13 protein-coding genes are annotated in these 14,409 nt (G+C 66.9%); all 13 read right to left on the reverse strand.

Features of this window, described 5'->3' with window-relative positions; genetic code table 11:
* Nucleotides 1–146: 146 nt before the first annotated feature.
* The 13 genes from ACPEE1_RS21425 to ACPEE1_RS21485 all read right to left on the reverse strand — a co-directional run bounded on the left by ACPEE1_RS21425 (nt 147) and on the right by ACPEE1_RS21485 (nt 14,388).
* Entirely contained in the window at nt 147–998 is an 852-nt protein-coding gene (locus tag ACPEE1_RS21425) for an amidohydrolase family protein (protein WP_260718739.1), read from the reverse strand.
* Complete coding sequence (gene ssuD, locus ACPEE1_RS21430; RefSeq protein WP_116926139.1) at nt 995–2,146, reverse strand: FMNH2-dependent alkanesulfonate monooxygenase; 1,152 nt, start codon at nt 2,144–2,146, stop codon at nt 995–997. Before ssuD ends, ACPEE1_RS21425 begins: the two co-directional genes overlap by 4 nt.
* Nucleotides 2,147–2,266: 120 nt before the next feature.
* Nucleotides 2,267–2,884, reverse strand: a complete 618-nt coding sequence (locus ACPEE1_RS21435; RefSeq protein ID WP_116926209.1) for an NAD(P)H-dependent oxidoreductase — start codon at nt 2,882–2,884, stop codon at nt 2,267–2,269.
* A gap of 124 nt (nt 2,885–3,008) precedes the next feature.
* Nucleotides 3,009–4,283 (reverse strand): acyl-CoA dehydrogenase family protein, encoded by a 1,275-nt coding sequence (locus tag ACPEE1_RS21440; RefSeq protein ID WP_423934817.1) that lies wholly within the window; start codon nt 4,281–4,283, stop codon nt 3,009–3,011.
* Entirely contained in the window at nt 4,280–5,071 is a 792-nt protein-coding gene (locus ACPEE1_RS21445) for a MetQ/NlpA family ABC transporter substrate-binding protein (RefSeq protein ID WP_182345550.1), read from the reverse strand. Before ACPEE1_RS21445 ends, ACPEE1_RS21440 begins: the two co-directional genes overlap by 4 nt.
* Before the next feature lie 80 nt (nt 5,072–5,151).
* Nucleotides 5,152–5,958, reverse strand: a complete 807-nt coding sequence (locus ACPEE1_RS21450; protein ID WP_423934819.1) for a MetQ/NlpA family ABC transporter substrate-binding protein — start codon at nt 5,956–5,958, stop codon at nt 5,152–5,154.
* 149 nt (nt 5,959–6,107) lie between these two features.
* Entirely contained in the window at nt 6,108–7,466 is a 1,359-nt protein-coding gene (locus ACPEE1_RS21455) for an LLM class flavin-dependent oxidoreductase (RefSeq protein WP_182344751.1), read from the reverse strand.
* 50 nt (nt 7,467–7,516) lie between these two features.
* On the reverse strand, nt 7,517–8,380 hold the full coding sequence (locus tag ACPEE1_RS21460) for a MetQ/NlpA family ABC transporter substrate-binding protein (RefSeq protein WP_116926135.1): 864 nt from the start codon (nt 8,378–8,380) through the stop codon (nt 7,517–7,519).
* 19 nt (nt 8,381–8,399) lie between these two features.
* Entirely contained in the window at nt 8,400–9,851 is a 1,452-nt protein-coding gene (locus ACPEE1_RS21465; protein ID WP_423934822.1) for an LLM class flavin-dependent oxidoreductase, read from the reverse strand.
* Nucleotides 9,851–11,107, reverse strand: coding sequence for an SfnB family sulfur acquisition oxidoreductase (locus ACPEE1_RS21470; protein ID WP_423934824.1), 1,257 nt, complete (start codon nt 11,105–11,107; stop codon nt 9,851–9,853). The genes ACPEE1_RS21465 and ACPEE1_RS21470 overlap by 1 nt, the downstream gene beginning before the upstream one ends.
* A gap of 73 nt (nt 11,108–11,180) precedes the next feature.
* On the reverse strand, nt 11,181–12,443 hold the full coding sequence (locus ACPEE1_RS21475) for an SfnB family sulfur acquisition oxidoreductase (protein ID WP_423934826.1): 1,263 nt from the start codon (nt 12,441–12,443) through the stop codon (nt 11,181–11,183).
* A gap of 102 nt (nt 12,444–12,545) precedes the next feature.
* Nucleotides 12,546–13,208 carry a methionine ABC transporter permease gene (locus tag ACPEE1_RS21480; protein WP_021026291.1) on the reverse strand — a complete coding sequence of 221 codons (663 nt, stop codon included), beginning with the start codon at nt 13,206–13,208 and terminating at the stop codon, nt 12,546–12,548.
* Nucleotides 13,198–14,388, reverse strand: coding sequence for a methionine ABC transporter ATP-binding protein (locus ACPEE1_RS21485; protein WP_423934827.1), 1,191 nt, complete (start codon nt 14,386–14,388; stop codon nt 13,198–13,200). Before ACPEE1_RS21485 ends, ACPEE1_RS21480 begins: the two co-directional genes overlap by 11 nt.
* Nucleotides 14,389–14,409 lie beyond the last annotated feature (21 nt).

The following is a 14,409-nucleotide window of genomic DNA, read 5'->3' on the forward strand; positions in this document are numbered from 1 at the left end:
ACCGTGCAGCCGATGGCGCACCACCGCGTTACCCCCCGGCAGAGAGGTCTGCCGCGCGGCCCACGCCCCGCATACGCAAAAAGGGCTCCTGTCGGGAGCCCTTGGTGGGATGGGATGGGAGCGGCGCAGCATTCGCCGCTGGCCGATTACAGCCCCAAAATGCGTGCCGCATTGCCATGCAGCAGCCTGGGCAGTACGGCCTCGTCAAAGCCCAGTGCCAGAAAGTCCTCAATGCTCTGGCCGATGGGGCGGAAGGGGTAGGACGAGCCAAACAGCAGCTGGTCGCCCAGGAACTGGTTGGCCGCCTGCACATAGGCCTGGTGGCCGGGCTGGAACACATACATGTCCGGCACCAGGTAGACATTGGCGTAGCGGAAGGCCAGGCCAATGGCCTCCTGCACGCGCGGCCAGTAGCCGTGGTAGACGACCAGCGGCAGATCGGGGAAGGCCTGGGCCACCTTGGCCAGGCGCGCCGGGTCGTTGAAGCTCGGGTCCGGCGTGGTCGGGCCGCTCATCAGGAACACCGGCACACCCAACTCCCGCGCGCGCTCATAAACGGGCCAGTACACGGGGTCGTCGGGATGGCGGGCCGGGTCGCCAAAGCCGGGCTCCAGGTCGATGCCGCGCAGGCCCAGCACCTTGATCGCACGCTCGATCTCGTCGAGCGCCGCCTGCTCGCCCTGCAGCACCGGGTCGACCCCGGCAATGCCCAGCAACTCGCTGTGGCCCTGCACGATCTGGTGGATCGTATCGTTGGGCAGGTGCTGCGAAGGCGTGTGCCGCCCCACGACCACGGCCTGGCTCAGGCCGGCATCGCGCACCGCCTTTAAAAAGCCCTCCTGGGTCAGCGATTCCTCAAAGTGCTTGTCGCTGCCGCGCGTGCCCACGCGCCGGTTCAGCCAGCGGGCGGTGTCATGCTCGGGCGAGCCGGGCGTTGCGCCAAAAAAGTTGTGCAAGAACGCTGGCCGGCAGCGCATATCGATCACGGGCAGGCTCATGAAGCCGACTCCTTCCATTGTTGAACACCACGAACATCAAACGCGCCGCCAGTCTGCGAGCGCGCGGTGGTCACGCTCTTCTTGCCCAGCAGCGGAAACACCAATTCGGCAAAGCGGATCGACTCCTCCAGGTGCGGGTAGCCCGACAGCACAAAGGTATCGGCACCAATGTCCATGTACTCGCGCAGGCGCTCGGCCACGGTGGCCGCATCGCCCACCAGCGCGGTACCGGCACCGCCGCGCACCAGGCCGACACCGGCCCAGAGGTTGGGTGCCACCTCCAGCTTCTGGCGGTTACCGCCATGCAAGGCCGCCATGCGCGCCTGGCCGACCGAGTCCATGCGCGCATAGTTCTGCTGCGCTTTCGCAATGTCCTCGTCGGTCAGCTTGCTGATCAGGCGCTCGGCATCGGCCCAGGCCTCCTCGTTGGTCTCGCGCACGATCACATGCAGGCGCACGCCCAGGCGCAGCTGGCGGCCGGCAGCTGCGGCACGTGCCCGGATATCGGCAAACTTGCGCGCCACGGCCTGGGGCGGCTCGCCCCAGGTCAGGTAGGCATCGACATGCTTGGCCGCCAGGTCATGGGCGGCGTCGGAGGAGCCGCCAAAGTACAAAGGCGGATACGGTTTTTGCACTGGCTCGAAAAAGTTCTTGCCCTGCTTGACCTTGAAGTACTTGCCCTCGTGGTCCACCGTCTCGCCGGCCAGCAGGCGCCGCCAGATGCTCAGAAACTCATCGGCATAGGCATAGCGCTCGTCATGGGCCAGAAACACGCCATCGGCCTCCAGCTCGGTGGCATCGCCCCCGGGCACCACATTGAGCAGCAAACGCCCGGCGAGCGCCTGATCCAAGGTAGCGGCTTGGCGCGCACTGGGCACCGGCATGCCCAGCGAGGTGCGCAGCGCCACCAGCAGCTTGATGCGCTGGGTGACCGCGACCAAGCTGGATGCCACCACCCAGGGGTCGAGGCACGAACTGCCGGTCGGAATCAGCAGCCCGTCATAGCCCAGGTTCTCGCTGGTCGTGGCAATGCTGCGCAGGTACTCGGGCGTGGGTTGGCGGCCAAAGTCCGAGGCGCCCAGGTAGCGGGTATCGCCGGAGGTAGGCAGGAACCAGAACAGCTCCGGTGGGGATGAGGTAGAGGCCATGGCAAAGGGTCAGGATGGCTGCAAGGCAAGGGGCGTGCAGCAGACGCCGCAGGGCATGCTGCGCCAGCCCGACCGCAGCGTATGCAGGCGGGTGGCGTTTGAAAAGAAGCCTGAACGCGCTTAAGCGGCCTGGCGCTCCAGCGCATGCAAGGCAGGCTGGCTGCTGCGCTGGCTGTGCGCCAGCGCGCTGAGCACCGGCACCGCCAGGCTCACCGCCAGCGAGATATGCTTGTGCAGCGCCTCGCTCACCACCACACCGCCCTGGATGTCTTCGGGCGTTGCATAGACGCCGATCGGCAAGGTCAAGGCCGAGAAAAAGCCGAACAGCGGGCGCAGCTGGTGGTCCAGCACCAGCGAATGGCGTGGGCTGCCGCCGGTGGCAGCCAGCAGCACGGGCGTGCCCTGCAGCGCATGCTGGTCCACCAGGTCAAACAGGTGTTTGAGCAGGCCCGGCAGGCTGCCCCGGAACACGGGCGAGCCGACGATCAGGAAGTCCGCGGTCTCGATCGCTTCCAGCGCATCACGGGCGGCGGCGGACAGCGCATCCTTGTACAGCACCGGGCCGATGTCGGCCACCAGATCGACCAGGTCGATATGGCGCACATCCAGGCGCACCGCCTGGGCCGACTGGCCCAGGGCCTGGCCCAGTTGCAGATGCAAGCTGTCGAGCAGGCTGCGGGTGCGCGAAGGCTTGCCCAGGCTGCCATTGACGATGACGGTTTTCAAGATGCGGCTCATGTTCATTCCAGTCGTTCACACGCAAGGGGCCAGGGCCCGGCCTATCCGGGTCGCTGCCTCCAGCGTCAAGACAACCATTACAACCACTGCGCCGCCGCAGGCCAAGGAATGAAATCTCATGTTCTTATGCGTTTTTTGCTGCGAGCCCCACCTGCCAGAAGTAGACCGGCTCGGCGCCGTTGAGCAGCATGTCGCCCACCGACTTGGCCTTGTAGATGACCGGGTTGTGCGAGGCCAGCGTGCGGGCATTGCGCCAGTGGCGGTCCAGCCGCAGGTCCTCGGCCAGCGCGCTCGACCCGCCCACATCAAACATGCGCGTGGCCGCCTGCAGCACCGCATCGACCACCGCCACCTGGGCCTGAGCGGCACGCAGCTCCAGCGCATCGAGCTGGGCCTTGTCCGCGCGCTCATGGCCAGCCTCGGCGCTGCGCAAGATCGGGCCCAGCGCCTGGGCCACATCGCGCACCACCAGCTCGCTCATATAGGCGGTGCTGGCCAGCTGGCCCACAATCTGCTGCACCAGCGGATCGTCCTTGGGCAGGGCGGCCGCGCCATGGCTGAACACGCGGCGGCGCTGTTGCACATAGGCCAGCGTGTCGCGGCTCAGCGCGCGGGCAATGCCCGCCAGACTCGCTAGGTGGAAGAGCTGCGCAAAGGCCACGATGGGCGAAGGCTCGCCCGCGCGGAACTGCAGCACCGCATGCGCTGGCACCGGCACATCGCGCAGCACCGTGGTGCCCGATCCGGTCAGCCGCTGGCCAAAGCCACGCCAGTCATCGAGCCGCTCCACACCATCCGCACCGCCCGCTACCAGCGCATGCACCGTCTGGTCCGGCTGGCCGGGCACCACCGCGCGCGCCAGCACACTGATCCAGTCGGCATACAAGCTGCCGGTGCTATAGAACTTCTGGCCATGAAGCCGCCACTGGCCAGGCACCGCTGGGTCGGGCACCAAGGTGGTCTGCAGGCTGCCGACGGCCCCCTCGCCCACCTCGGTCGTCGCATTGCCAAAGGTGGCGCCCTGGGCCACCAGCGGCAGCCAATGGCGCTGTGCCTCGGGGGAGCCCTGGTAGAGCACGCGGTCGACAAACAGAAAATGCGGCCGCAGGATCTGGGTCAGGTTGGGGTCGGCCTCGGCCAGGTCCACCAGCAAGGCCACCAGCTGCTCCAGCGATGCGCCACTGCCGCCCAGGCTTTGAGGCAGGCGCAGGGCAGTAAAGCCGCTCTCGCGCAGCCATTGCAGCGGCGCATGGGCGAGAGTGCGGCTGTGCTCGCGCTCGGCAGCACCTTCGGCAATGCGCGCAAACACCGGCGCAAAACGCTGCTGCAGATCGGCCAGGCGCGGGGCCTTGGCATCAGCAACCTCGGGCACGGGGCGTGTCAGTGTGGCCTCGGTCATGGCGCGGCCTTCGCGGCGTTCTTCCAGGGCAGCGAATAGAGCTTGGCGTCATCGGCAAACGAGGCGCTGATCTGCTTGGCCACCGCGGGCGACGCCTGGTAGAGCTGCACAAACTGCGCAATGCGCGGGTCCTGCTTGCGGTCGCTGCGGGCCACAAAGCGGATCGCGTAGTACAGGTCATCGACGGTCGAATACAGCAGCGCGCGGCTGGCCAGCTCGCGCTGGCCGGCGTTGACCAGGTGGGCCGGATAGCCCTGGGCGAGGGCCACATCGTCAAGCGCACGCACCAGCTGCGGGCCTTCGACCTCCAGCAGCTTGAGCTTGCGCGGGTTGCCGACGATGTCGTTCACGCTGGCCTTGGCGCCCACGCCGGGGCGCAGGCTGATAAGCCCGGCCGTTTGCAGCAGCAACAGGCCCCGGGCCTGGTTGACCGGGTCATTGGCCACACCGACCGAGGAGCCGGCGGGGATATCGGCCAGCGCCGCATGCTTTTTCGAATACAGACCGATATTGGGCAGCAGGCCCACGCCCACGCTCTCGATCTTGTAACCCCGGTCGCGGATCGCATTGTCCAAAAAGGCCTGGTGCTGGAAGTAGTTGATATCGATATCGCCGGCATCCAGCGCGGTGTTGGGCGTGGTCCAGTCGGTGAACTCGATCACCTGCACATCCAGCCCGGCCTGGCGCGCTTCCTTGGCAGCGACCTGGACCGAATCGGCGAGCGAGCCAGGCGTGACCCCGATTTTCAGCGGGGCTGCCACGGCGGTGGCCGCCATAGCGGTGGCCATAACGGCGCCGGCGCCCAGCGCCAGCAGGTATTTTTTCAGCGCAAATGTCTTCATCGTCTTTCCTTGGGTAGGTGGCTGGCTCACTTCAGCCAGGGCAGGCTGTAGAAGCGGCTTTCATTGGCGTACGAGGCATGGATCTGCTGGCGCACCGCCTGGGATTGCCGGTAGATATCAATGAACTGGCGCACCCGCGCGTCCTTCACGTTATCGGCCCGGGTGACAAAGTGGATGGCCCAGAAGGCATCCGTGCCGACGCTGTAGTACAGGCCCTGGCGGGCGGTCTCGAGCTGGCCCGCCTGCAGCAGTCCACCCAGGCTCACCACGGTGATGTCGGCATCATCGAGCGCCCGCGCCAGCTGGGGGCCGGCCACTTCGATGAACTTGAGCTTCTTGGGGTTGCTGGCGATGTCGTCGATCTGGGCCAGCTGCGGCGCATTGGCGCGCAGGGTCACCAGGCCCGCATCGCGCAAGGTGGCAATGGCACGTGCCTGGTTCGAGGTGTCATTGGCCAGCGCCACGCTGGCGCCGGTGGGCAGGCTCGCCAGGCTTTTGTAGCGCTTGGAGAAGATGCCGATATTGCCGCGCGAGCCCACGGCCGCCGCGCGCAGGTCCTGGCGGTTTTCGCGGTTGAAGGTATCGAGGAAGGCCTGGTGCTGGTAGTAGTTCAGGTCCAGATCGCGGTTGACCAGCGCGGTATTGGGCAGGGTCCAGTCGGTGAACTCGACGATCTGAACGTCGAGCCCCTGGGCCTTGGCTTCGCGCGCCGCGATCTGGGCGGAATCGGCGAGCGAGCCGGGCGTGACGCCGACGCGCAGTGGCTGGGCCTGGGCGGCGCCCAAGGTGGCGAGCGACAGCAGCAGGGCTGTCAAGGAGGGGAAAAACTTCATGGCTGCTTTCAAAAAATCTCGGTACTTAGAGCCGGTAACACGACCCAGCAAACCGAAGGTTTGCGGTTGAGACTAGGCGTCCTGCCGCAGGCAGTACAGTAGTACGACAAGGCAGGGCAACGACGTATCAAGGGTTGTGTTAGCGGCTCTTATCGGCGCTGCTGCGCGCCGGGGTGGTTGGCGGGCAGACCATCCCCACGGCCAAACAGCTTGTGGCGCAGGCTGCCCTCTTCGTAGCGCGTGCGGTAGCGGCCGCGGTTTTGCAGCTCGGGCACGGCCAGGCTGGCAAAGTCCTCCCAGGTCTCGGGCACGACGATGCGGGTGAGATTGAAGCCATCGATCTCGCCGACATCGATCCAACGCTCCAGCGCATCGGCCACCTGCTGCGGGTCGCCGACGATGGTGTTGTAGCGGCTGCCCAGGCTGAACTGTTCGAGCAGCTTGCGCCGCGTGGTCAGGCCCTGCTGCTGGGCGGCCTGCACGGCCGACTGGATGGCATTGCCCTGGCCGTAGACGATGGGCTCGTCGAGGTCGTACTGCGCAAAGTCCACGCCGGTGCTGGCGGCAAAATGCGCCAGTCCCCCTTCGGCACTGGCATAGGCCAGGTAGTCGGCGTATTTCTCCTCGGCCTCGGCCTGGGTGGGCGCCACCACCACGGCTGCGCCCACATAGATCTTGATGTCATCGGCCCTGCGCCCAGCGGCCATGGCGGCCGCACGCAGCTTGCGCGAGGCACCCCTGGCCGCCTCCGGCGTGCGCGCACCGATAAAGATGCCCTCGCCATGCTGGCCGGCAAACTGCAGCCCGCGCTGCGAGGTGCCCGCCTGGAACAGCACCGGCGTGCGCTGGGGCGATGGCGCACTCATGTGGATCGCATTGGCGCGGTAGAACGGGCCGTCATGCACCACAGGGTGTACCTTGTCCGGCAGGGTATGGATGCGGCGCGCCTTGTCGGCGATCACGGCGCCGTCCTCCCAGCTGCCTTCCCAGAACTTGTAGGCCAGCGCCAGAAAGTCGTCGGCGCGGTCATAGCGGCTGTCATGGTCGGCCAGGCCATCCTGGCCCAGGCCACGCGCGCCGCTGTCCACATAGCCGGTGACGATGTTCCAGCCAATGCGCCCGTTGCTCAGCTGGTCCAGGGTGCTGACATCGCGGGCAAAGGTGTAGGGCTGGTGGGCGTTGACGGTAGCGGTCAGGCCAAAGCCCAGGTGCTCGGTCACCGCCGCCATCGCCGACACCAGCAGCCAGGGGTTGTTCACCGGCAGCTGGATCGCCTCGCGCAGGGTCAGGTCCACGCCGCGTTGGTAGACGTCGTAGTAGCCCACCACGTCGGCGATAAAGATGCCGTCGAACAGGCCGCGCTCCAGCAGCTTGGCGATATCGGTCCAGTACTTGAGCGTGTGGTACTGGGTGGACTGGTCGCGCGGATGCGTCCACAGGCCGTGGTGGATATGTCCGACGCAGTTCATGTTGAACGCGTTGACATGCATGATTTTTTTGTCAGTCATAACCAGTGCGGGTGAGCGCAATCAGTGAATGCCAGGTGTAGCGACGCCGATCACCACGAAGGGATGACCACGCCATTGAAGGCCTGCTGGATATAGCTGCGCACCTCGTCGGTGCGGTAGGCGGCCACCAGCTGCGGCACCCAGGGGGCGTTGCGGTTTTTCTCCTGCACTGCTATCAGGCAGACATAGGGGCTGTCCCCGCCCTCGACCAGCAGCGAGTCCTTCGTGGGGTTGAGCCCCGCCTTGTAGGCATAGTCGGCATTGATGGCAGCCAGCTCCACATCGTCCATCGCGCGCACCAGCATGGGCGACTCCAGCTCGACAAAGCGCAGCTTGCGCGGGTTGTCGGTGATGTCCTGGGTCGAGGCAAACACGCCCTTGATCGGGTCGATGCCGGGCTTGAGCTTGATGAGACCGCCCTTCTCCAACAGCAGCAGCACGCGCCCACCATTGGCCGGGTCATTGGGCAGCGCAATCTGCGCGCCCACCGGCACGTCTTCGAGCCGCTTGTAGCGCTTGGAGAAAAGCGCAATCGGGCCCACCCAGGTGCGGCCAAAGCCCACCAGCTTGTAGCCGCGTGCACGGATTGCCGCCTGCAGGAAGGGGCCGTGCTGGAAGCTGTTGGCATCCAGGTCACCCGCATCGAGCGCGGCATTGGGCATCACATAGTCGCTGAAGGACACGATCTCGATCTTGAGACCATAGTCACGCTCGGCGACCTTTTTGACGGCCTCGAACACCTGCTCATGCGGGCCCGAGGTCACCCCCACTTTCAGCACCTTGGTCGTTACCGGCACTGCGGCCTGCGCCGTGCTGCGCCAGGCGCCCGTGGCCAGCGCGGCGCCAGCGGCCAGCGACGAGGACAGAAAACGCCGGCGTTGGCCTGGCAGCGGAGAAGAAGGGTTCTGGGACATGGGGTTTCCTGGATGGCGCTCAGGCCAAGGCCTGGGAGCGGGGTGTGGAGAGGGATGGAGAAGCAGCAACGCTGGCGCCACCGACGGAGGGCTGCTGGCGAAACTGCTGCGCATGGTGGTGGGCCGGCAGGCGGTCGCCCTGGCCAAACAGCTTGTGGCGCATGCTGCCGGGCGCATAGGCGCTCTTGTGCAGGCCCCGCGACTGCAGCTCAGGGACGACCAGGTCGATAAAGTCGCCAAAGCATTCGGGCACCACAGTGCGGGCGAGGTTGAAGCCATCAACACCAGCCTCATCCACCCAGGACTGCATCTCGTCGGCAATCTGCTGGGCATCGCCCACGACGGTGGCGTAACGCCCGCCCAGCGACAGCTCATCGAGCAGGTCGCCCAGGCGGTAGTCCTCACGGCCATTGGCCAGGCGCTTGATCGAGTTCTCGATGCCATTGCTGCGGTGCTGCTGCAGCAGCGGCGTGTCGCGCTGGTAGGTCGAAAAATCAATGCCGGCCGTGGCCGACAGATGCGCCAGCGCGGCCTCGGGGCTGGCATAGCGGCAGTACTCCTGGTACTTTTCCTGGGCCTGGCGCGCGGTGGCGGCCACCACGGGCGTCATGCCCACCAGCACCTTGATGTCGCCGGGCTGGCGGCCGGCACGCACGGCTTCGGCGCGCAGCTGGCGCACCAGCGTGGCGGTGGCGGCCTTGTCCTGGATGGCCATGAACACGCATTCGGCATGGCGCGCGGCAAACTGCAGGCCCCGGCCCGAGCTGCCCGCCTGCAGCAGCACCGGCGTGCGCTGTGGCGAGGGCTCGCTCAGGTGGTAGCCATCGACCTGAAAATGCGGGCCGCTGTGCTGCACGCGGCGCACCTGCTGCGGGTCGGCATAGATGCGGCGCGTGCGGTCGCGCAGCACGGCGCTGTCGCTCCAGCTGCCCTCCCAGAGCTGGTAGAGCACGTCCATAAACTCATCGGCGCGGTCATAGCGCGCATCGTGCGCCAGCTGCTGGCGCTGGCCCATGGCGCGCGCGGCCGAGTCCAGATAACCAGTGACAATGTTCCAGCCAATGCGGCCTTGGGTCAGGTGGTCCAAGGTAGAAAAGCGCCGCGCCAGCAGATAGGGCTGCTCGTAGCTGAGGTTGACCGTTACGCCAAAGCCCAGGTGCTCGGTCACCGCCGCCATCGCGGGCACCACCAGGGTCGGGTCGTTGATTGGCAGCTGCACCGACTCGCGCAGGGTCACATCGACCGACTGCTGGTAGGTGTCATAGACGCCGATGATGTCGGCGATGAAGAGCCCATCGAACAGGCCGCGCTCGAGCTCCTTGGCCAGGCCGGTCCAGTAGTCCAGGCGGTGGTAGTGGCTCGATTGGTCGCGCGGATGCGTCCACAGCCCATGGTTGATATGGCCGACGCTGGCCATGTTGAAGGCATTGAGGATGATGGGCGCCCGCGCGCCGGCAGCGGTGCTGGCCATCACAGTGCTCCGTGGCGCGGGGGCAGCACGCCGCTCAGCGCATAGTTGCCGATGGCATGGTATTTCCAGCGCACGGGGTCATGCAGGGTGTGGGTGCGCACATTGCGCCAGTAGCTGTCAAAGCCGTGCTCGGCAAAGGTGGCCGAGGTGCCACCCAGCTCCAGCAGCTTGTTGGCCGCCAGCAGGCCGGCCGTATGCGCCAGCGCACGTGCCTGCGCCACGGCCACCGAGGCCGCAGCCACCGTGTGCGCTGTGGGCTCCTGCTGCGCGGCATCGACCAGGCTGCCCGAGCGCCGCAGCAGCGCCCGCGCCGCATGCAGGCGCAGCTCCACATTGCCCAGCGCCTGCAGGGTCAAGGGGTCGTCGCTCGCCTGCACCACGTCGGCATCCACCCAGGCGCGCGACTGGTTGCGCACAAAGGGCAAGGTGGCACGCAGCGCGCCCTCGCCAATGCCCAGGTCGATGGCGGCATGGATGATCTGCGCAAACGGCCCGATGGTGCTGGGGCTGTCGAAGCTCGATTGGAAAGGCACGATCCAGGCCTCATCGATGGCGACGTTCTCCAGCAGCACCGAGCCGCTGCCGGTGACCCGCTGGCCCATGCCGTCCCAGTCGTCGATCACCGTCACGCCCGGCGCCGTGCGCGGCACAAACACCATCACGCTGACGGGGTCCTGGGCCTCGTCGATCACCTGCATGGTCTGCACCGGAATCCAGTGCGCAAAGATGGCGCCGGTGCAGTAGAACTTGCGGCCATTGAGTACCCAGCCCGAGCCGCCCCGCTCCAGCCGCGAGCGGCGGCGGTAGTCGCGGTGGCCGATCTCGGACAGTGCATTGCCAAAGCGCTCGCCCGCCTGCACCCGTTCGTAGAAAAAGCGCTGCTGCGCCGCGCTGCTGCCCACGCGCAGCACCTCCAGCGCATAGAAATGGTTCTGCGGAATATGGCCCAGCGATCCATCGGCCGCCGCCACGGTGGCGATCAGCTGCGCCACCGTCCAGGCGCTGGCCTGCAGGCCGCCGTAGGCGCGCGGCACGGTGATGGCCCAGAGGCCGCTGTCGCTGTAGGCCTCGATTTCTGCCCAGGGCAGGCGACGCTCGCGGTCGCGCAGTACCGCATCACCGGCCCAGGCATCGGCCAGCTGCTGGGCCTGTTGCAGTGCGGCCTGCTCGCTGGCAAACACGGGGGGGCGCTGGCGTGGTGCGGGGGCGGGGGCCACCGGGCTGGCAGCGGCGATCACAGCGGGAGAGGTAGTCATGGTGGTGGCTCATGGGCTTGGCAGCAGCATGGCGCTGGCCTGGCCCTTCAAAGTCGTTGTGCGTTGCGGCGGCTCAGTTCCACTGGTGGCGGCGCGGGGCGCGGCCATTGAGCAGGTAGTTGCCCAGCAGGTGGTATTTCCAGCGCACCGGGTCGTGCAAGGTGTGCACGCGGGCATTGCGCCAATAGCGGTCCAGGTTGTAGCCGGCGCGGGCCGATGAGGTACCGCCCAGCTCCAGCAGGCGTTCGCTGGCGTTCAGCGCCGCCTCGGTAGTCAGGATCTTGGCGCGCGCCACGGCCACCGAGGCCTCGGCGCTGCTCTCGTCGGTGACGGGCTGGGCAGCGAAGGCATCCAACTGCTGCGCGGCATCGAGCAGCACCTCGCGCGCGGCATCCAGCTCCACCTGCAGCTGGCCAAACTCCTGGATGATGTAGGGGTCCTGCCAGGCATGCTCGACACCCGAGTGCACCCAGGCACGGGTCTTGTCGCGCACAAACTGGCGCGCCTCGTCAAACGCGCCCTGGGCAATGCCCATGTCGATGGCGGCCTGCAGAATCTGCGATACCGGGCCGGACAGGGTCGGCCGGTCCTTCAGGTCATGCAGCGCAATCACATCGCGCGGCTCGACCTCAACGTCCTTGAGCACCACACCACCGCTGGCAGTGGTCTTCTGGCCAAAGGCGTTCCAGTTGTCGATGATCTGCAGGCCCGGCGCCGTGCGCCGCACCCAGACCTGCACGGGGCGCTGCGCCTCGTCCTCGGCGCGGAAAGGCACCCAGTGGGCAAACAACGATCCGGTGGAGTAGTAGCGCGTGCCGTTGACCAGCAGCCGGCCATCGGCCGCCCGGCGCAGGCTGGCGGTGGCATCGCTCAGCTGGGCGGCGCGGCCCTTGCGCTCAGGTCCAGCATTGCCCAGCCGGTGGCCGCTCAGCACATCGGCAAACCAGCGGCTTTGCTGCGCGGGGCTCGCGGTATCGCGCAGGTTCTGCACCAGCGCAAAGTGGTTTTGTGGAATTTGCCCCAGCGAGGCATCGGCCGCGCTGATGGTCGCAAACACCTGCACGACGGTGTGCCAGCTGGCCTGCAGGCCGCCATGGCTACGCGGCACGGTGATGCCGCCCAGGCCGCTCGCGGTATAGCGCTCGATCTCATCCCAGGGCAACAGGCGTTCGCTGTCGCGCCGGGCCGCGCCGCCGCGAAAGCTCTCGGCCAGCGCAGCGGCCACCTGCAAGGCCTCGGCCTCGCTGCGGATCTGCGCGGGCTGGCTGGGCGGCAAAGGCAGACGGGGTGGGGAATCGGGGGGCAACGCTGCGCCCTGGGCAACCGCTGAAGTCATTCGGTGCTTTCTGAAAGGGGTTCGGAGAGAGACAGGCCAGAGACACGCCCTGGCCTGCAGACCACGGCACTGCGCCGTGGTGGGCCGCGATAACGCGGACGGTCAGCGGCTGCGCAGCCAGTGCGCCACGCGGTCGCCGGCGGTCTGCACGATGGTGACCAGCGCAATCAGCACCGCGATCACGATCAGCATCACCTGGGTGTCAAAGCGCTGGTAGCCGTAGCGGATCGCCAGGTCGCCCAGGCCACCCGCCCCCACCGCACCGGCCATGGCCGACGAGCTGATCAGCGCCACCAGGGTGATGGTGAAGCCGCCGATGATGCCGGGCAGGGCCTCGGGCAGGTAGACATGGCGCACGATGTCCCACTTCTTGCAGCCAATCGCCTGCGCTGCCTCAATGAGGCCGGGATCGACCTCACGCAGACTGACCTCGGCAATGCGCGCAAAGAACGGCGTGGCACTGATGGCCAGCGGCACAATCGCCGCCCAGACGCCAATCGTCGTGCCGGTGACCAGACGGGTGAACGGAATCAACGCGACCAGCAGCACGATAAAGGGCGTGGCCCGGAAGCCGTTGACGACGCTGCCGACGGCGCGGTTGGTGCGGGGCGATTCGAGAAAGCCACCAGGCGCCGTCACGATCAGCAAGATGGCCAGCGGAATGCCCGCCAGCAGCGCGATACCGGCCGAGGTGGACACCATGATGAAGGTGTCGGCCAGCGCTTTCCAGTAGCGGTCGATGGAAATACTCAGTTCAAACAACATAGCCCAGTACCCTGATTTCATGTGCAATGGTGGCGGGGCCTTGCGTCAGCGCGGCCCAGTCGTTGCGGGCGGCAGCACCATCGATGGCGATGATGAGCTGGCCCTGGGCATGGCCCTGGATGCGGTCCACACCGCCGTGCAGCAGGCGCACCTTGGCGCCCAGTGCCTCGGCAATGCGGGGAAAGTCCGGCTCCAGCCCGTCATGGCCGCTGTAGCCCAGCTGCAGTACTTGCTCAAAGCGGCCGGTGCCGGGCGCTTGCGGCTGCAGGCGCTGCTGCAGGTCATCGGGCACGCCGTGGCGCAGCGGTGCCAGCAGGGCCTGGGTGGCGGCATGGCGCGGGTTGCCAAACACCTGCCAAACCTCGCCCAGCTCGGCAATCTCGCCCTTCTCCAGCACCAGCACCTGGTCGGCAATCTCGCGGATCACGCTCATCTCATGGGTGATCAGGATCACCGTGATGCCAAGGCGGCGGTTGATATCGCGCAGCAGCGCAAGAATGGCCTGCGTGGTTTCCGGGTCCAGCGCCGAGGTGGCCTCGTCGCAGAGCAGAATCTCGGGCCGGGTGGCCAGCGCCCGGGCAATGCCCACGCGCTGCTTTTGCCCGCCCGAGAGACGGCTGGGGTAGGTCTTGTGCTTGTCCTGCAGGCCCACCAGGTCGAGCAACTCGGTCACGCGCTGCTGGATCTGCGCAGCCGGCACACCTGCGACCTTGAGCGGCAGCGCCACGTTCTCAAACACCGTCTTGGCCGACAGCAGGTTGAAGTGCTGAAAAATCATGCCGACGCGGCGGCGCAGTTGCACCAGGCCCGCTTCATCCAAGGTGCCAATATCGACACCATCGACCAGCACCTGGCCGCTGCTGGGCGCTTCCAGCCGGTTGATGGTGCGCAGCAGGCTGGACTTGCCCGCGCCACTGCGGCCGATGATGCCGAAGATGCTGCCCGCAGCAATGTCCATGGTGATGTTCTGCAGCGCAGGCACCTCACCCGCCGATGAGCGGTAGACCTTGCCCAGATCACGGAATACCACGGTGCCCAAGGGGGCGGCGGCTACCGGCGCCTGGCCGCTTGCGGCGGTTGGTACCGCTGCGCTGGCGCGCGCAGCACGGCCCTCGGCGGCCGGCTCGGCCTCGGCGCGGAACTGCTTGCGCAATACATTGGATACGGCGGAAAGGGCCATGTGCGTCTCCTGGTGTCCTGC

The organism is Comamonas sp. 23 (assembly GCF_049601575.1).
GTDB lineage: Bacteria > Pseudomonadota > Gammaproteobacteria > Burkholderiales > Burkholderiaceae_C > Comamonas > Comamonas squillarum.

What these genes read in the sequence shown, in the direction of transcription:
- ACPEE1_RS21425 (WP_260718739.1), bottom strand. Translation starts at nt 998, where the DNA reads ATGAGCCTGCCCGTGATCGATATGCGCTGCCGGCCAGCGTTCTTGCAC.
- ssuD (WP_116926139.1), bottom strand. Translation starts at nt 2,146, where the DNA reads ATGGCCTCTACCTCATCCCCACCGGAGCTGTTCTGGTTCCTGCCTACC.
- ACPEE1_RS21435 (WP_116926209.1), bottom strand. Translation starts at nt 2,884, where the DNA reads ATGAGCCGCATCTTGAAAACCGTCATCGTCAATGGCAGCCTGGGCAAG.
- ACPEE1_RS21440 (WP_423934817.1), bottom strand. Translation starts at nt 4,283, where the DNA reads ATGACCGAGGCCACACTGACACGCCCCGTGCCCGAGGTTGCTGATGCC.
- ACPEE1_RS21445 (WP_182345550.1), bottom strand. Translation starts at nt 5,071, where the DNA reads ATGGCCACCGCTATGGCGGCCACCGCCGTGGCAGCCCCGCTGAAAATC.
- ACPEE1_RS21450 (WP_423934819.1), bottom strand. Translation starts at nt 5,958, where the DNA reads ATGAAGTTTTTCCCCTCCTTGACAGCCCTGCTGCTGTCGCTCGCCACC.
- ACPEE1_RS21455 (WP_182344751.1), bottom strand. Translation starts at nt 7,466, where the DNA reads ATGACTGACAAAAAAATCATGCATGTCAACGCGTTCAACATGAACTGC.
- ACPEE1_RS21460 (WP_116926135.1), bottom strand. Translation starts at nt 8,380, where the DNA reads ATGTCCCAGAACCCTTCTTCTCCGCTGCCAGGCCAACGCCGGCGTTTT.
- ACPEE1_RS21465 (WP_423934822.1), bottom strand. Translation starts at nt 9,851, where the DNA reads ATGGCCAGCACCGCTGCCGGCGCGCGGGCGCCCATCATCCTCAATGCC.
- ACPEE1_RS21470 (WP_423934824.1), bottom strand. Translation starts at nt 11,107, where the DNA reads ATGACTACCTCTCCCGCTGTGATCGCCGCTGCCAGCCCGGTGGCCCCC.
- ACPEE1_RS21475 (WP_423934826.1), bottom strand. Translation starts at nt 12,443, where the DNA reads ATGACTTCAGCGGTTGCCCAGGGCGCAGCGTTGCCCCCCGATTCCCCA.
- ACPEE1_RS21480 (WP_021026291.1), bottom strand. Translation starts at nt 13,208, where the DNA reads ATGTTGTTTGAACTGAGTATTTCCATCGACCGCTACTGGAAAGCGCTG.
- ACPEE1_RS21485 (WP_423934827.1), bottom strand. Translation starts at nt 14,388, where the DNA reads ATGGCCCTTTCCGCCGTATCCAATGTATTGCGCAAGCAGTTCCGCGCC.